This is a genomic window from Leptospira bouyouniensis (assembly GCF_004769525.1).
GTDB classification, from domain to species: domain Bacteria; phylum Spirochaetota; class Leptospiria; order Leptospirales; family Leptospiraceae; genus Leptospira_A; species Leptospira_A bouyouniensis.
This window is the reverse complement of sequence record NZ_RQFT01000010.1, coordinates 263172-279945: the sequence shown is the minus strand read 5'-3', so window position 1 is coordinate 279945 and position 16774 is coordinate 263172. Positions and strand designations below refer to the sequence as shown.

Genomic DNA, 16774 nt, shown 5'->3' with positions numbered 1-16774 from the left:
CCCTTTGTTATTTCAGTTGCTTCTTACCTAATCACCGAATTTCTGTTCTTTATACAAGCAGGTAGCAATGGATAAAGAAAAAATCAAACTTTCCGGTTTCAACAATCTGACAAAAGTTTTGAGTTTTAACCTCTACGATTTTTGCATCACTCTCGATGACGATCAAAAAGGTAGATATGTAAGTTATATCCATGATAAGTACAATGCGAGTAAAATTACAGAGATTTCAAAAGAGATCGTAAAACGAATTGATGCCAATATCCTATCTGTTTCCGCACAGGATTATGATCCTGTAGGGGCATCAGCTATGGTCCTAATGAGCGATGTAAAAGGTGGTGGAAATCCCATTCCTAGTGCTCAGGTCAGCATGCACCTTGACAAATCTCATATCACCGTCCACACCTACCCAGATGCAGCCGATCCTGATGGTATTTGTTCCTTTCGAGTGGACATTGACATTTCTACTTGTGGAGAAATTATCCCTCTTGACTCGATCAATTTTTTATTTGAAGCCTTTGAATGTGACGTAGTCTATATCGATTACGTCGTACGAGGTTACACTCGATTGGCAGATGGAAGGAAAATTTATAACGACCATCACTTCAATTCCATTCTCGATTTTATCAAACCTGAAATCAAAAGAAATTATACATATCTTTCTGACATCAACATGCCTCAAGACAATACTTGGCAGACAAAGATGATGATCAGGGAACTTGGACCAGAAAATTATCTACTCAATCCAGAAGACATTTCCCACCCCGATGTTCCAAACAAAATGAAACTGCTCAGAGAAGAAATGAAGGAAGTGTATCACATGATCCACTAAAGGGTCATGTGAGATTGAGATCTAATTTCTGATTGGATTTGGATCCAATCTTTTTCTTCAAGTTTGGGAAGTGCATATACTTCAGTTCTATTTGGTGGGATGAGAAAAAATTGAGTCCCATGTTCATCCCTTCGCTTTAATTCCGGATGTTCCGGCAAATATGCACCTAACCTTCTATACATTTTGATTTCAGATTCCGATTGGGGACGAAGTGCTTTAATGGAAAGGGAAACCTCATAGTACTTTAAGTAATTCGAAATAGCCTCTTCTGATTCCTTAGGATCAGTTATTAAGAAGTAAAAACTGAAATTTGTATTAGGAAACCTTTCCCGAAACTGACGTAATGCTTCGAGAGCCATTGGACATTTTTTTCCACATCCAACTAACCCAGGATAAATGAGAATCCAATTGGATTTAGGCTCGGATTGAAATGATACCTGGCAAAGTTCACATGGAATTTTTCGGTACGAACTAGAAACAAAATGGATAAAGGAACTTAGAGCTAAACAAAAAATCACTACAAGGAAACATAAAATGAGTTGTTTCCTTCCATTAAACAGTTTTTTCATCACCAATCATTGCAGAAAGTGTTTCAACTGATTCTTTTAAGTTTTCAAATATTACATTCCCTTTATCAATAAAGGAAATCATTTCAGAACTAGTATTCAAATTGGTTTGTGTTTTTAAATTCAAATCCATAATCGAATTTGAAATTTCGATCATACTAGTTGATTGTTCTTTGCTAGAAAGTTGCATTTCTTGAGCAATTTGATCCAATGTTGTGAGAGCATTCTCTTGTTTCTCAAAAGCAGATAGAGTTCCTGAAATTTTCTCTGTTAACTCTCCCATACCTGCTTCTGAAGACAAAATTGATTTCACAAACCCTTGTACAGTTTGGTTGATTTGATTGGATTGTTTGAAGCTGATTTGGATCGCAGACTTTATTTTTCCTGAGATCGTAGAAATGTTCTTTGTTGCTTCTGCCGTGGAATCAGCAAGTTTTGATATCTCGGATGCCACTACTGCAAATCCTCTTCCAGCATCACCTGCTCTTGCCGCTTCAATTGATGCGTTTAACGAGAGCAAGTTGACTTTTTCTGCAATGTCTGAAATTAAATCCAAGATCTCTTCCATTTTTTCAGAATCATCAACAGCAACTTCCATTGATTGGTACAATGTTGAAAATTCTGTTTCTGTTTTTTTGACACTTTCAGCAGATTCTTGGATTTTGGAACGCATCACTTCTAATGATTTCACAAATCCTTCGTTCATATTGAATAAATTTCGATTTAACTCTTCCACTGTTTTGACTTCTTTGATTTGCCTGTTGCTACCTTCTAAAATCAATTGGCTAGAAGCAGTGGTTTCTTCTGTCGCAGCTGAAATTGCTTCGATGGAAGAGGATTGGTTTTGGAACGAGGATTCGAATTCTCGAACTGCTTTTGCAATTTGATTCGAGTTTTCCAAGTACATCTTTGTCTCATGAGATACTTCATCAATGGCGGCTGTAACACCAGCCATGACAGTCTCCAAGTTTGTTTGGGTCTCAATTTGTATTCTTAAATCTTTTACTGATAAAAAAGAAAAATAAATCAAAATTCCAGTTTCCATCACAACAAATAACGCATGTGTGATGACAATTTCTAAACCTGTACCATAACTATAAACAATTATCTTTGTATCAAAAAGAGTTACGCCAAACTCTTGCAAGTAGTTACCAACCAAGTGATGTATTGCAATTGTTAATGCAGCAACGAGTAAAACTCGCCAATCCTCATAAACAAACAAAATCGCAAGTGCACTGAAAACATGAAAATGCATTTCAATTCGGCCAAATTGAGCTTGGATGAGAAGAGCACTAAATAACATAAGAGCGGCTCCATTCCAAGCTCTTAAGAAAAAACTTCCGCGAAAGAATTTGTAAAATAAAAACGATAATACTGTAATGAGAACAGCAGAAGAAGTAACAACTAAGGTTGCACCGTAACCTAGAGAGAGTAACAGAACGAGGGGAATGTGAGCAAAAATAGCCCAAACAAAAAATGTATCAACTTTCTTTTGGCGTTCTAGAAGAACCGCTGCCAATCTTAAATCCATATACTATAAGACGCATCACTCGATAAAAATACCAGTTAATAAATTTTGTATGGAACATCATTTTCCAATTTATCCCATTTACTATATTCTACTTTCGCAGATGTCCCACTATCACTTGGTTATTTTAACGACAATACGATATGATCCAAGGAATTTTGTTGGGACTTCAGGAATTTCCTGATCCATGAAATTCTATTCATTTCTAGAGATTCCCGCAACTTTCTCTCTTGCTCTTGGGAAAATCTCCTGTAAACTTGTGTCTTAGCAGGTACATTTTGGAACCATTTTCAGATCTAGGGGAAACAGAAAGCCCACTCACAGGCAGTGTTTCCGAACCATCTTATTTTATCTCCTTACCCAAAAACATAGCGAGTTATTCCCTCACTTCCCAAGCGATTTTGGAAGAATTACGAGTCCGGCACAGACGATTGGAAATGCATGGAAGTGCTGAAATTACACCTACGCTTTTTCTCACATTGGATTCAATTCCAGAACTTCTGTCCAAACAAGTTCAACTAACAGAAGCTCATAAAACGAATGTCGCCATCAAAGAAGCATTAAAAGAACTTGCAGGGCTTACGGAACACAACAAAGAAGCTGTCGTTTATTTTTATCCTTTTATTTTACAAGTGGACCAAAAACTTATTTTCCGCTTGAGTATGATTTCACCACAATCGAAAGAAAAAACAGATGTGGTTCCTTTCCGACGTTCTTGTTTTAAGTATAGCATTGATTTGGTGGATTCTTTACTTAAAAATCGATCCAATCGCGATCTACAATTAGAAGAAGAAAATCCAGGATCCATTTTACTTCGGTCCGATCAAAAAGGAAAAGTGTATTTCTTCCCAACCAAACTTAGTTTTGAATCCGAATTGGAATCTATCCTTCGATCAAGTATTGAACCTTTTGGTCCTTTACCAACCAAAGATTTTATTATCGATGTTGTGACACGTGGCAAAGAAACTGCGAAACTAGTTGAGGTAGTCCCTGGATACCATTTTGTTTTACCTAATGGTTCGCACCATCCGGAATATTCCAAACATTTAGCTGTACAACTTGATGGCCTCAGACAATTTGCCTTTCCTTATCTCAAACGGTTAGCAAAAGAAAACAAATATGAAAGTTTTTTAGAAAAGTTAGAAACAATGGAAACAAAACTTCCTACGAAAACGGAAGGACTTTTAAATTTTACCCAACCAATGGTCCAAGAATTTACAAATTTACTTGGAGAATTTCCATTTGAATTATTCACAAGCGAAGATTCTTTGCGAGTGAAAAATGGCATCCAAGAAAGTATCACGATCTTAAATAAACTTTCTCGATTCCTTACAGAACAAAAAAAAGAAGATGCAGAAGATGAATTATTTTCACTGATCCAACAACTTAGTACAAAAATAGAAGAAAACACAAAAAACACTCTGACACTCACCAAACTAAATTTATACGCTGAAATCAAAACTTTAAATATAAATTCAGAATTAGAAAAAAAAAGAGCCATAGAAAAAATTGTCAAAACTCTTTCTGATACTTATGGATGTTTGGAAATGAAAGACGAAAACTTTCATGTATTATTCGCACTCGACCAAAAATATCTTTCCAAAGTTGAAGAAAATACCTTCAAACTTGCAAAAACAAGCGCGGATTACCGAAATGAACTTCCTATCCTCGACCAAATCAGGACGGTTCTAAAAAATCGTTCCGATGTATCCGTCGACAAAGAAGATCTATCGAAGGAAATCATGGAAGAAGAAAATCAAAACCTTCCTACGAACAAAAAAGAACCTTCAATTTCGTTTTCTGCCTTACAAGAGAAGTTCCATGTTCCAATTGGTGTGTTTAGTTTTTTAACACTTGCATCTGTTGTAACGGTAGTATCACTCCTTATTGGTTCTTTGGAATACATACCCAGTGGATTTTTTGTAAGTTTTATTCTTGGACTGATCTTAGGTTATTTGTATCGAAAGGATGGAAAACCAAAACAAAATTTTGAAAAACCAAAACTAGAGTCTCCCAAAGAAAATAGATCACTAAACATTGCCAAGGTTGCAGAAAGTTTCATTTACCCTAAAAAATTCAATAGTATAGCCGAAAAGGTTTACGATTACAAACGATTACGCAATCATATAGAAGATTGTGTTGAAGATATCAAATTCCAATTATCACCTTCAGAAAAAAACAAAGACTCCAATAAAATTGTAGCTGAGATTGAACATGCGATTTTACAAATTTCTGTTGTGATAAAGATCCCGGAAGCAATTCAATTAAAAAATCGATCAAAAGAACTCATCCTCTCCAAATCAGACTTTCGTACCATATTATTTCGCACACAATTGGCAGAATACTACCGTAAAGAAGCGAGTTTGTATAAATCTGACCGTGACCAAATGGATTACATACAGTTTATTATCCGGGAATTAGAATTTGGCTATAATAAATATCTGAAATGATAAAGTTGGTTTTATGAAGTCTTTTAATTACAATGCGCTTTTAGTCCTTTTGTTCACTTCCATCTTGTTACAATGTAATAAAAAAGTTGTGAATGCAGAAGAATGGATTTTAGAACACAAAGAGGATCGTGTTCTCAATCTTTCCAACAAAGAGTTTGGCAATTTACCTTCATCAATTGGAAATTTGACAAAAGTAGAAGAACTTACCCTCCAATATGATTCATTAAAGATACTTCCAAAAGAGATTGGAAACCTCAAACAATTAAAGATTTTAAATCTTTTTGGAAACCCTATCCAATCTTTGCCAGATGAAATTGGCAATTTAGAAAACTTAGAAGTTTTGTTACTTGGAAGGACGGAACTGAAAGAAATTCCCATTGTCATTTCTCGTTTGAAAAAACTAAAAACTTTGGCCCTTGACGAAACCAAAGTGCAACTAACAGAGGCGGACGTTGAGGTGATCGCTTCTCTTCCCAGTTTAGAAATTCTAGACCTTACCCTCATGAGGGAATACAAAACCCTTCCTAAAAACCTGGCAAAACTTGGTCACCTAAAACATCTGGTTTTGCAAAAGACCCTACTGGAAAAATCAGATGTGGTGAGACTACGGGACGAACTCCCTAAGGTACGTGTCAAACTCTAAGAACTAAAGATTTTTTTTCCGTTTTCTCTCTGGCCTAGATGACAAACATTGGTCTTACGATGGCCAAACCAGAAACGGAAAATCCTTATTCAAAAACAGTCCTCCTTCCGGAGACTCATTTTCCCATGAAAGCCGACCTGGCAAAACGTGAGCCAGGCCAAATACAAATTTGGAAAGACCAAAAAGTTTTCCAAAAGATGAAGGAAATTCGTAAATCAAAACCTTCGTTTGTATTACATGATGGACCACCCTATGCTAATGGTAACTTCCATGTGGGTCACTCTCTCAATAAAATTTTAAAAGACATCATCATCAAATCGAAAACCTTAAGTGGATTCCAAACGGATATGATCCCTGGTTGGGATTGCCATGGACTTCCCATCGAAGTACAGGTGTTAAAGAATCTTGGTAAAGAAGCAAGAAATACAAGTCCAAGTGAACTCCGAAAAAAATGCCGTGAGTATGCCACTGAGTTTGTAGGCAAACAAGGGGATGACCTAAATCGTTTCCTTTGTTTTTGGGATGAGAACAATAAATACCTAACCATGGCTCCAGAATTCGAAGCAAGGATTGTGGAAGTATTCGGTTCTCTGTTTGAAAAAGGATATATTTATAAAGGGAAAAAACCAGTGTACTGGTGCATCGATCTTGCTACGGCTCATGCAGAAGCAGAAATCGAATACCAAAACCACGTATCTCCATCCATCTATGTAAAATTTGCTGTTAAAGGCGAAACGGATACGTATTGTCTTATCTGGACCACAACTCCTTGGACCCTTCCTGCAAACCTTGCGATTTGTTTCAATGAAGAACTCGCCTATTCTCTTTTCCAATCCGACAACCATGGAAGACTCATTCTTGCCGATGGATTAAAAGAAGCGGTGGAACAAAAAACGGGGATCACTCTTACAAAAATCAAATCCCTAACTAATGATGACTTAAGACAAATGATTTTCCAACATCCATTTTTAGAGAGAGAGTCCATTCCTCTATTTGGAAATCATGTCACACTCGATGCAGGAACAGGTTGTGTTCACACCGCACCAGGACATGGAACAGACGACTACCGTGTGGGAATGGCAGCAGGTTTACCAACACTTTCCCCAGTAGACGATTACGGCCGTTATACGGACGAATTTGAAATGATGAAGGGAATCAAAATTTGGGATGCCAATCCAAAAATTGTCGAATTACTCCGTGAAAAAAATGCACTCGTTCATTTCTCAGAATTCACACACTCCTATCCACATAGTTGGAGGAGTAAAAAACCGTTAATTTTTCGGGCAACACCTCAGTGGTTTTTTTCCATCGATCATAATGGACTCAGGGAAGAATCTCTAAAAGCCATCGACAAAGTACAATGGATCCCAGATTGGGGGATCACAAGGATTCGTTCGATGGTGGAGTCAAGACCTGACTGGTGTTTGTCGCGCCAAAGGAACTGGGGTGTACCTATCCCTTCTTTTACTTGTAAGTCTTGTGGGCAGACACATTTGGATGACAAAACCATCCAACACTTCATTCAAATTGTCAAAAAAGAAGGGATTGAAGTTTGGTATGAAAAAGAAGCAAAGGATTTATTACCACAAGGAACCAAATGTAACAATTGTGGTTCAGAAGATCTAAAACAAGATAAGGATATTTTAGATGTTTGGTTTGACTCTGGAGTTTCCAGCTTTGCTGTGTTTGGTGATTCAATTGGAAAAGAACCAGCAGACTTATACCTAGAAGGATCTGATCAACATAGAGGATGGTTCCAATCTTCCCTTTGGCCTTCTATGGCGATTCGTAAAACTCCACCATATAAATCTGTTCTCACACATGGTTATGTTTTAGATGACAAAGGTCATGCAATGTCCAAATCCCTTGGAAATGTGATCAATCCAACAACAGATATCATTAACCAATACGGTGCCGATATATTAAGACTTTGGGTGAGCACCCAAGACTTCCGAGATGATGTTAAAATTGGAAAAGATTCCATCAAAACTGTTTCAGAAGCCTATCGTAAGATCCGCAATACATTCCGGTATCTACTGGGAAATACAAACGCAGATACCCTCTCTTGGAACTTAAAAAAAGAAGAACTCGAAACTATCGATCGTTACTATTTACACAAACTGGCTAAACTGAATGAAGATGTTAAAAAACTTTATGATTCCTACCAGTTCCACCAAGTGTATCATAAGGTACTTGTTTTCTGTACTGTCGATTTAAGCCAAGACTACTTTGAAATCATCAGAGACCGAATGTATTGTGATGCCAAAGATTCGAAAACAAGAAGGTCTTCCGAATATGCACTGGCTTTGATTTTAGAGGTCCTCACTAAACTTTTAGCCCCTATCCTTTCGTTTACCACAGAAGAAGTTTGGACAACATTTGGAAAAAAAGATTCTGTTTTTTATTCTGATTTTTCAGATTTAACCCAGTGGATCGATGAAACTCTTGAAACCAAACTGAAACCTGTTTTTGCAACCAAAGAAGATGTACAAAAAGCTTTGGAAGAAGCAAGAAAACTGGGAAAACTAGGTAAGTCATTAGAAGCTGAAGTGATCATTGAAGGTGATAAAGACAGTTACTCTTTTTCACCAGAGGAACTTGCATTATTTTTTGTAGTGTCGCATGTCAGTTTTGATGGAAAAGAAATCCAAGAAGTATTTTCTGAATGGAAGGGTGAAACTGGTTCCATCCAAATCCGAAAACCAAAATATGCGGAATGCCCACGTTGTTGGCGTCATGTTTCGGAAAAAGAAGGGACTCTTTGCAAACGATGTGAGACGGTAGTTTCCAAACTATCCCCGAACAATGCTTAAACATTTTAATCCAAAGATCTAAAAAACTAATTGTAACGAAGCACGGAGTGAATCTGTAGTCAGGTTTCTCTCCGTTTTCGTTACCGTTCTCGTATCAATGCCAAACCCAAAGTCAACAATTGATTCATAGATTATGACTTTGGTTTTTGTTTCCACTTTCGTAAAAACTTGCCCAAAATGATTTCAGATTCGGAAAGACCTGTGTTGGTCGCAATTCCAAAATAAATGATAACTGCAGGGAGAATGGAAACACAGAGGCTCAAACGACTGAGATTTGCATAACTTAATTCAAAAACATTGTTTTCCAAACTATGTAAATTTGGTTTGATTACCCACTCTGCAAATACTAGCCAAAAGAAAAGCCCAAAGAGGGCTGGCACCATCTTTAACACACGTTTACCGACTGTCGCAAAAGGAATACTCACTTGGTGTGCCTTTAGATAAAAAAGTAACAACGATGATGTCACAACTGCGCTCAGAGCAGAAGCAAGTGCAATGGCAGAATGTTTCAAAAAAAACATAAGACTAATACTCACTACCACACTTAAGAAAAATGAAACCAACTGGATACGAAGTGGGGTTTTGGTATCGGAGAAAGCATAATACGAAGAAACGAGAACCTTATTGATGCTATAAAATGGTATTGCCAAGGAATAAAACACAAGTGGGAAAAAAGCAGTGAGTGTAGCAAGATGGTCCCAACGACCCCCATAATATATCGAATCCAAAACAGTTTCGCCAAGGACAGCCAAACCAATGCTTGCCGGTAATGTCAAAAAAAATGCAAACGACAATACATCTGCAATTTCATTCGGAACATTTTTTTCACGACCTTCCCGTAAATCTTTTAAGAGGGAAGGTAAGATGGTTGTCGCAAGTGCTACGCCGATGATCCCTGTAGGAAGTTGCACTAACCTTTGGGCATAATCCAAACTCACAACTGCACCAAGCCCCGGGTTCTGGTTTTGGATGTAGTTGGCAAGGAAAATGTCTACAAGAAGCCCAATTTGATAGAAACTTCCACCAAGCGCCGCAGGTAACATCAGTTTAAAAATCTTTTTGATTGCAGGGTGTTTGAAATCCAATCGAAAGATAGGACCATACCCATTACGAAACACAAACCATGCTTGTACAAGGAGTTGTAATACCCCGCCAAAAACAATTCCATAGGCGAGTAAAAAAACTCGGTCTCTTATTTCGTGATAAAAAGGAAAAACAAACAAAAATACAATCAGATAACTAAAATTAAGGATAATGGGAGATAAAGAAGGGACAAAATATTTATGATGAGAGTTTGATATCGACATAAAAATCGAAGACAAACTAGCTGTCATGATGAGAAAAAACAAAACTAACGAGAGTTCTACGACTAAGTTTCCATATTCAGGTGACCCACCCACTAATGTTGGTAAAAATTGAGCGGCAAAAAACCAAAAAAAGGCAACAAATATGGACAAACAAAGGAAAAGGAAACTGAGAACTGTACCTGCCATCACACGCGCTTCCAGTATACCTATCTTTTCATATTCAGAAAAAATAGGCATAAACGATTGGCTTAACGTTCCTTCTGCCAGTAAGTTTCGGAACATATTGGGAAGTCGGTATGCCACGCTAAAAGCAGATGCTACCATTCCTGTGCCAAAGCTAACAGCCATAAAATGGTCGCGTATGAGACCTAAAATTCTAGATAAGAAGGTATAAAACGATAAAGCAAGGGAGCGTTTCGTACTCGAAGTTTTCCCAGGGACTTGGTTTGTCATACGACCAGAATTTAAATTGGATTTAATTTTTCAAGGAAACGGATGGAACCATTGGGACTGAGTTGGAATTGTGTTTTACAACTCGGGCATTCATGTTTTCCAAATTTTGATAATCGAAGACGAGTGCCACAAACCTCACATTGAATGATCCTTTCTATCGTTTCCAGCTGTTTCGTTTTCGATTGGATATAATTTGGAATTTGTGCCAGTTTGGTATCCTGGTCTTTCCCCGTTTTGTATAGAGAAAACCTTCTCTCAAGTTCTGTATTTAAAGAATCCTTAATTTCCAATCGTAGTTGGTTTAATTTTTCTTCCAGTACTGATTCCATTCGGGAAGGATTCGATTTGGATTCCGTGGATACTTCTTGGATGGATTCTAACTTTGAAACTGGTTCCGATTCAGATGTATGTTTTCCCTCTACTTTTGTTTTTCCTGTAAAATAAAAACGGATTTGATTCTCTTCTGATTTCGGTTGTGAAGATTTTTCAGAATGAACCATGTCCGAACGATTTTTCATTCCTTCTTTTGATTCCGTTTCCTTTGGAGAAACATCCACTTGTAATAAAAATGACTCAGCAGAATTATGATTTCTAAAAATAGGAAGTTTATCAAAAAGTCCTAAGAGTTTTAAGACATCTTCGACTTCTGATTTGAATCCATAAATTGCATACACTGCATTTGCCTTCAGAATTTGTTTATGAATTTTAATTAGGATACTAATTCCATTTGAAGTGATGTAATCCAATGCTCCCATTTGGAATAAAAATTTACGATACCCTTTGTTAAGTTGCGATTCAAAGTATCGGTAAAAATCATCGGCACTGGTTCCGTCTAAACCACCTTTCAATTGAATGGAAAATACTTTATCTAATGATTCCATAATTTATCCTAAAAAGATTGCATCTTGAATTGTTTGTTCATTTGTATCGATTTTAAATTGGTTCACAACTGGTCCACCAGGTAGTACCTCTACATCGGATGATTGAGTGTCCAAATTTGTTGATTGGATTTGTTGCCCTAGTACTTGTGAGTCACTCACTTGGTCTAATTGACTTTCCGGTGTTTCCAATGTTTTTTTCTGAAAGATTGGTAAGGTTCCATCAGTTTCTGTATGTTCCAACTGGTCTTTAGTGACAAACATCGTATAGGCGACAAAAATCCCTGTTAAGAGTAAACTGACAACCAGTGCAATTAGCGCATAATTAAACACCATCCACTCTGCAAGTTTCCATTGGTTCTCAAACAAAAGTCCTAAATTCCCACGTTCGTACACGAGGATAATGAGCCCAGATACATCTAAAGTTCCCGGTTTGTATAACGGAGAAGTCAACCGAACCGTATTCGACTTTGCAAGGGGTAAGTAAGAAACAACCCACTGAAAACCATCCCGAACTTTTGGATCCCGTTTGGAATTGAGAATAGGGTTCTCTCCATTTTCAGGTTCAGACCATTCCCATTTTTTCATGCGTATCCCTTTTCGAAAAAAGGTAGATTTTGAAAGTTCTTCGTCTGGTTTTCTTTTTCGGAGTTCTTCTAGTGTATAAATTGTATCCGTTGAAACAAGTAAAGTTGCATCAGGAGCATACAAACTAATTTTTAAAAAACGAAACTGCTCCGGGTCATTTTTGGATTCATCCACATACCTCTGGAACATTTTTTCAATTTCCACATAACCTTCGTTATTTAAGCGTTGTTCTGCACTTTTTGCGAGAGCTAAACTTAAATCGCGTGCCCGATGATCAGAAATAAATTGTTCTTGTACGAGAGCATTTTGTAAGGACTCATAAAAAGTCCAGACCACCCCACTGAGAGCAAGGGTTTCCGAGAGGATAAAAAATAAGAGAAAGGATAGAAAAAAACGTGAATATTTCATGGATCCCCCTTTTACTTTTCGGCCAAATCCGAAGAAATGCCGTAAGAAATTCGAGATTAAGGGAGAAGGGAAAGAAAGGTTGTGGCAAACTGCCGAACAAATTCCATTCGTTTTGTAGGGAATTGATCCGAGAGACCAAGTCTTGTTAACGAAGTCATCTCATCAGCCCTCGCACCACATGGATTGATAAGTGAGAACGTGGAGAGAGAATTGGTACCATTCAGGGCAAAACCAAAACTAGTAAAATACGACTTCGCATACACCCCTTCCGAGATGAGTTTTTTGTTTGTTCCTTCCGTATAAAGTCCTGGAGCTTTCGGATTTTCGACGACTGTGAGTCCCCAAGTTTCTTTGACTCCGACCACCAAACTTTCGTTTAAGTTTCGTAAAAAATCGCCCAAACTGAGATTCCTTTTTTTAAGGTCGATATGGAGGTAACCGACAATTTGCCCAGGTTCATGGGCAGTAAAGTCCCCTCCCCGAGGTAGGGAAATGAGCTCCACTCCCATCTTCGAAAGTACCTCCTTAGAAACCAAAAGATTTTCCGCTTTCGCACCTATGCCCCCTGTCAAACATGGACTGTGTTCTAAAAAGAGCATGGATTCCCTTCGATTTTTCCTGGAATTTTCCTGGAAATCCAAGTATCTTTGGTAGGGAACCATTGTCGGGAAAGAGTAGGAAGGTAGTCCTTTTTGATAGAGAAACTTTGTCATGCGATCCTTTGGATCCTCGAAAAATCACCGAATGGTCGAGCTCGCCTAGATTTAGCGAAGCTACTTTACTATTCGGATGGTGTCCATTTCCAAAAACATGCGGAGATGATCACAAGAGGAGACTATATCCACTTAGAAGACTCTCCCTACCCCGTCAAACTGAACGAAGCCCTTTTGTATTTAAAAGAAAAAGGCCATATCGAAGTGGTTCCCAAGATTGAAGGGAATGGGATCCAAGGTTTTTCTCTCCGGTTTCAGAAACCATTGGATGGACTCGTTTTATCCAAAGAAGAAAAACGAGTGATGATGAAAGTCGTTGAAGCTTTCCGAGGTCGTGTGGTGGATGAAAATCGCCATTACCCGAATTTATACGAAAATTATGTTGTCACACCCCTATTTGATGCAATTCCGTTTTCTGTGGACCGGATCAATACGAAAATACATGTTCTTGTCCAAAAAAGCCTTTTGAATCTATCGGGCAAAATGTTTAGAGTTTTATTTGAGAGGTCAGAATGATCATCACCGTTTGCAAAGGCAAAATCCATAGAGCTGTCGTCACCGAGGCAGAACTCCATTACGAAGGTAGCCTCACTGTTGACCAAGACTTAATGGACATGGCAGGGATGAAACCCTATGAACAAGTGAGTGTGGTGAACGTGAATAACGGTGCCCGATTCGAAACCTATCTGATTGTGGGCGAACGAGGTTCAGGCACCATTTGTTTGAATGGAGCTGCCGCAAGGCTCGGGATGAAAGGTGACAAAGTCATCATCATCACCTACGGGCAAGTGGAAGAAAAGGACCTCCCGAACGATTACAAACCCAAGGTAGTCTTTGTGGACGAAAACAATCGGCCGAAAAAAGCCTAAATTCCCTAATTTTTCTGGGGCATTTCTTCGATACTAACTGTATAAACCAAATTGGTAGTCGGAACATGAACAAAACACTATTCACTCTTTCATTCACCCTTCTCACTTTTGCGCTTTTCGCACAAGAATCTGGGAATCCACAAGGGACACAAGTTTCCGCCACTTCTTCCAAAGACAACCGGGATTTGTATCCACTCTCTATATATGATGCAAGGATCCGTTTAAAGAACGTTAGTTTTATTAGACGACATGCAGATACGGGTAAAGGTGAATTTTTAGATGTTCAAGTGGAATTGGAATCTAGAGTTTCAGAAAACCAAGAATATTCTATCTTTGTGTTAGCTGGTTTTGAAGGTGACCGTGTGAATAAGGACGAGAGAAGACTTGTTCCTTACCCAGCTTGGCGTAAAGCTGACCCTGAAAAAGACGAAAGAACTTTATATTTTTCTAATATTATGCCAACTCCATTCACTGCAAAAGAAATTTGGGGTGAAGAAACATATGCAAAGAAAAAAGAAGAAATGGAAAAACGCCATTTTGCTGGTTTTGAAGCAGAGATGCCTGAACCTACATTCACGGAAGTAGTCGATTACCTATGTAAAAACAATGCAAAAGCTCTCCCCTTCACTTTGTTTGGTGAAACTGGACCTTCTAAAGAAAAACAAGTGATTTATAATTATGTGGCTCAAACAGAGGATGAAAGAAAACGCCAAGTCCACGAAACACTTCCAAAACACACATATACGATTTATAATAACAAGTATAAGACAACCATCACAAGCCACCACTACACTCAGTACCGTCCCAATTTCTTAAGTTTCAACAAAGTGGCAGTACTTGTGTTTGATACCAAAAAACCAACAAACAGTTTGTTATTCCGTAAGTTCATCGATATCTCCGACTTAAAGATCACTTACTAAAAAAATTTCACTCCATCCAAGACCGATACAAAGGTCTTGGATTTACTTCTTTTTCATACGATCTTTTACCTTTCCCCCTTCTCGTAAAATTTCACTTTTGCAAATTCAAATTTATAAGGAACAAAACCCTCATTGGTGTGGGTCGGATTGCTATTTCGTTTATGGATCAAAAAACGAAAGTCCAACTTTTGGTAAAAAGGATCAGAGGATGAAATAGGATTTTATTAGGAAGTTAAACCCTTTCTACTTGAAAGGGTGAATTGTTTGGATCAAAAACTACAATGTGTTAGCAGTTGCTGACCTTTTTTTGGTTAGTGGTCTGTGCCTTCTGGGCGAATGGGAGGGAATTGCTCCGATGCCCGAACCCGCCACTCGTCCTCAGGGTGGTTCAGGTGTAACCAACCGTTGGCAAAGTCCCAACGCCCGTCCAAATCCAAAAAATCCCAGAAAATGGCCTGGTTCATGTATTTGTAGGTGTCGAGTAAATCAAGGAGATCCCTTCGTTTACGGGGAGTATTTTCCATTCTATTCCAGTTTCGGCAAACTCGGGTCCAGGTCGACGTTTTTTATGGACAAAACCAAGTCTTTCTGCCGAAAATGAAACCAGACATGGCCATCACGAAGGAAAAAAAAGCTGACTTCAATGACAAATTGGTAGATTTCAAAAACTACCTCGAAGAGTTAAAAAAAGAAGCCAATATATTCAAAGTCCAAGCCAAAAAAAGTAAGGATATGGAACCTTACTTTAACATCTCCCTTGCCATCAATTCGATCAAAACGATTAACACTTGTATTGTGATCAATGAACTTTCCACTGCCATCCTTGAGATCAACAATAACAACTACTTAGAAACTGCCAGAAAAGAAATTTATAACTGCATCTCATACATTGAAAAAACAGTTGGAAACAATGTGGATGGATCTTTATCTGAAAACAAAGAACTACTTGCGAAAATTGAAAGGTTTACACCTACACAACGATTGAACCTCATCAAAGGTTTACTGCAAGCCATGAAAAAAACGGTAACTGCCTTTGGTACCAATTCGAAATGGAAATGGTCTTGGCCTGATATCAATTTCCGTGTGGCGGCATGTACTAAGAATCTTTTTGATTTTATCGCCTACGAGAAAGAACAAGATTTAGAAAATCCTTACTATTATATTAGAAAGGAACACTTTAACCTCATCATCGAACTTGCCAACCAAGCGGCCCAGGACTATCGATCTAAATTTGAAATGTCAACACAAGATTCCACAGATTTGAAACATTCTGTGGAAATGCTCGAGATGAACCGCAAAATATTCCAAATTACCGGCGAAAATGAAGATTTGGAAAAAACGAAAACACTCATTGAGTCCTTCCAACAAAAGATCACGGACCTCGAATCCGACGATAAAAAGAAAAAAAAGAAACAATAATCGACGATTTTCCCTAGAATCCCCAGTCTAGTTTATAGAAAGGTTATACGTTTCAAAAGGAGATTTCGAAATATGGCACTTACAGAAATCAATGACGCCAATTTCAAACAAGAAACTGCAAATGGCGTGGTTTTAGTGGATTGTTGGGCAGAATGGTGTGGACCTTGTAGAATGGTTGCTCCTGTACTTGATGAACTTTCACAAGAAATGGCGGATATCAAAATTACAAAACTAAACGTTGATTTCAACCAGAAGACAGCGCAGGAGCTCGGTATCCAATCCATCCCTACTCTGCTTCTCTATAAAGATGGAGTTTTAGTAGACAAAGCAATTGGTGCTTTACCAAAACCGCAAATTAAAAAATTTATAGAAAATCACAAGTAGGAAATA

The 16774-nt window shown here is 38.0% G+C and carries 16 protein-coding genes; 9 read left to right on the top strand and 7 right to left on the bottom strand.

Annotated features, from left to right (window positions below):
• Positions 1 to 67: 67 nt before the first annotated feature.
• Positions 68 to 829, top strand: coding sequence for an adenosylmethionine decarboxylase (speD, locus tag EHQ43_RS11545; RefSeq protein ID WP_135752931.1), 762 nt, complete (start codon positions 68 to 70; stop codon positions 827 to 829).
• On the opposite strand, the gene EHQ43_RS11540 is transcribed toward speD, so the two are convergent.
• Positions 826 to 1398, bottom strand: a complete 573-nt coding sequence (locus EHQ43_RS11540) for an SCO family protein (RefSeq protein WP_135771263.1) — start codon at positions 1396 to 1398, stop codon at positions 826 to 828. The two genes, speD and EHQ43_RS11540, sit on opposite strands and share 4 nt — an antisense overlap.
• Positions 1382 to 2914: a methyl-accepting chemotaxis protein gene (locus tag EHQ43_RS11535; protein WP_208731021.1), complete on the bottom strand. Its 1533-nt coding sequence runs from the start codon at positions 2912 to 2914 to the stop codon at positions 1382 to 1384. Before EHQ43_RS11535 ends, EHQ43_RS11540 begins: the two co-directional genes overlap by 17 nt.
• A gap of 287 nt (positions 2915 to 3201) precedes the next feature.
• On the opposite strand from EHQ43_RS11535, the gene EHQ43_RS11530 reads away from it, so the two are divergent.
• The 3 genes from EHQ43_RS11530 to ileS are packed head-to-tail and all read left to right on the top strand — an operon-like array spanning position 3202 to position 8829.
• Complete coding sequence (locus tag EHQ43_RS11530) at positions 3202 to 5373, top strand: CPBP family intramembrane glutamic endopeptidase (protein ID WP_135771262.1); 2172 nt, start codon at positions 3202 to 3204, stop codon at positions 5371 to 5373.
• A gap of 13 nt (positions 5374 to 5386) precedes the next feature.
• A complete protein-coding gene (locus tag EHQ43_RS11525; protein WP_135743051.1) occupies positions 5387 to 6016 on the top strand; it encodes a leucine-rich repeat domain-containing protein in 630 nt (209 codons plus the stop codon).
• Between the two features lie 59 nt (positions 6017 to 6075).
• Positions 6076 to 8829, top strand: coding sequence for an isoleucine--tRNA ligase (gene ileS, locus EHQ43_RS11520; protein WP_135771287.1), 2754 nt, complete (start codon positions 6076 to 6078; stop codon positions 8827 to 8829).
• A gap of 131 nt (positions 8830 to 8960) precedes the next feature.
• Here the strand turns inward: ileS and murJ are convergent, their stop codons facing one another.
• From murJ to lipB, 4 genes are read right to left on the bottom strand one after another with little or no spacing between them, the layout of a single operon-like run.
• Positions 8961 to 10589 carry a murein biosynthesis integral membrane protein MurJ gene (gene murJ, locus EHQ43_RS11515; RefSeq protein WP_135771261.1) on the bottom strand — a complete coding sequence of 543 codons (1629 nt, stop codon included), beginning with the start codon at positions 10587 to 10589 and terminating at the stop codon, positions 8961 to 8963.
• An 11-nt stretch (positions 10590 to 10600) separates the two neighbouring features.
• Positions 10601 to 11470 carry an STAS domain-containing protein gene (locus EHQ43_RS11510; RefSeq protein ID WP_135771260.1) on the bottom strand — a complete coding sequence of 290 codons (870 nt, stop codon included), beginning with the start codon at positions 11468 to 11470 and terminating at the stop codon, positions 10601 to 10603.
• A 3-nt stretch (positions 11471 to 11473) separates the two neighbouring features.
• Positions 11474 to 12463 carry an LIC_12071 family protein gene (locus tag EHQ43_RS11505; protein ID WP_135771259.1) on the bottom strand — a complete coding sequence of 330 codons (990 nt, stop codon included), beginning with the start codon at positions 12461 to 12463 and terminating at the stop codon, positions 11474 to 11476.
• Between the two features lie 56 nt (positions 12464 to 12519).
• Entirely contained in the window at positions 12520 to 13062 is a 543-nt protein-coding gene (gene lipB / locus EHQ43_RS11500; protein WP_244242776.1) for a lipoyl(octanoyl) transferase LipB, read from the bottom strand.
• Between the two features lie 96 nt (positions 13063 to 13158).
• On the opposite strand from lipB, the gene EHQ43_RS11495 reads away from it, so the two are divergent.
• The 3 genes from EHQ43_RS11495 (at position 13159) to EHQ43_RS11485 (ending at position 14965) form a co-directional block, all read left to right on the top strand.
• Positions 13159 to 13692 (top strand): type II toxin-antitoxin system antitoxin SocA domain-containing protein, encoded by a 534-nt coding sequence (locus EHQ43_RS11495; protein WP_135743093.1) that lies wholly within the window; start codon positions 13159 to 13161, stop codon positions 13690 to 13692.
• On the top strand, positions 13689 to 14045 hold the full coding sequence (gene panD / locus EHQ43_RS11490) for an aspartate 1-decarboxylase (RefSeq protein ID WP_135743045.1): 357 nt from the start codon (positions 13689 to 13691) through the stop codon (positions 14043 to 14045). The genes EHQ43_RS11495 and panD overlap by 4 nt, the downstream gene beginning before the upstream one ends.
• A gap of 65 nt (positions 14046 to 14110) precedes the next feature.
• On the top strand, positions 14111 to 14965 hold the full coding sequence (locus EHQ43_RS11485) for a hypothetical protein (RefSeq protein WP_135752941.1): 855 nt from the start codon (positions 14111 to 14113) through the stop codon (positions 14963 to 14965).
• A gap of 311 nt (positions 14966 to 15276) precedes the next feature.
• Here the strand turns inward: EHQ43_RS11485 and EHQ43_RS11480 are convergent, their stop codons facing one another.
• Complete coding sequence (locus EHQ43_RS11480; protein WP_135743043.1) at positions 15277 to 15489, bottom strand: hypothetical protein; 213 nt, start codon at positions 15487 to 15489, stop codon at positions 15277 to 15279.
• Positions 15490 to 15574: 85 nt separating this feature from the next.
• Here EHQ43_RS11480 and EHQ43_RS11475 point away from each other — a divergent pair, with 85 nt between their 5' ends.
• Together EHQ43_RS11475 and trxA are read left to right on the top strand one after the other, a co-directional pair.
• Positions 15575 to 16384, top strand: coding sequence for a hypothetical protein (locus EHQ43_RS11475; protein WP_135743092.1), 810 nt, complete (start codon positions 15575 to 15577; stop codon positions 16382 to 16384).
• Between the two features lie 45 nt (positions 16385 to 16429).
• Positions 16430 to 16768 carry a thioredoxin gene (gene trxA, locus EHQ43_RS11470; RefSeq protein WP_083930036.1) on the top strand — a complete coding sequence of 113 codons (339 nt, stop codon included), beginning with the start codon at positions 16430 to 16432 and terminating at the stop codon, positions 16766 to 16768.
• Positions 16769 to 16774: the final 6 nt, after the last annotated feature.

Excerpts from the sequence above, each read along its gene's own strand:
- speD (WP_135752931.1), top strand. The coding sequence starts at position 68 with ATGGATAAAGAAAAAATCAAACTTTCCGGTTTCAACAATCTGACAAAA.
- lipB (WP_244242776.1), bottom strand. The coding sequence starts at position 13,062 with ATGCTCTTTTTAGAACACAGTCCATGTTTGACAGGGGGCATAGGTGCG.
- EHQ43_RS11485 (WP_135752941.1), top strand. The coding sequence starts at position 14,111 with ATGAACAAAACACTATTCACTCTTTCATTCACCCTTCTCACTTTTGCG.
- murJ (WP_135771261.1), bottom strand. The coding sequence starts at position 10,589 with ATGACAAACCAAGTCCCTGGGAAAACTTCGAGTACGAAACGCTCCCTT.
- panD (WP_135743045.1), top strand. The coding sequence starts at position 13,689 with ATGATCATCACCGTTTGCAAAGGCAAAATCCATAGAGCTGTCGTCACC.
- EHQ43_RS11505 (WP_135771259.1), bottom strand. The coding sequence starts at position 12,463 with ATGAAATATTCACGTTTTTTTCTATCCTTTCTCTTATTTTTTATCCTC.
- EHQ43_RS11510 (WP_135771260.1), bottom strand. The coding sequence starts at position 11,470 with ATGGAATCATTAGATAAAGTATTTTCCATTCAATTGAAAGGTGGTTTA.
- ileS (WP_135771287.1), top strand. The coding sequence starts at position 6,076 with ATGGCCAAACCAGAAACGGAAAATCCTTATTCAAAAACAGTCCTCCTT.
- EHQ43_RS11540 (WP_135771263.1), bottom strand. The coding sequence starts at position 1,398 with ATGAAAAAACTGTTTAATGGAAGGAAACAACTCATTTTATGTTTCCTT.
- EHQ43_RS11480 (WP_135743043.1), bottom strand. The coding sequence starts at position 15,489 with ATGGAAAATACTCCCCGTAAACGAAGGGATCTCCTTGATTTACTCGAC.
- EHQ43_RS11525 (WP_135743051.1), top strand. The coding sequence starts at position 5,387 with ATGAAGTCTTTTAATTACAATGCGCTTTTAGTCCTTTTGTTCACTTCC.
- EHQ43_RS11475 (WP_135743092.1), top strand. The coding sequence starts at position 15,575 with ATGGCCATCACGAAGGAAAAAAAAGCTGACTTCAATGACAAATTGGTA.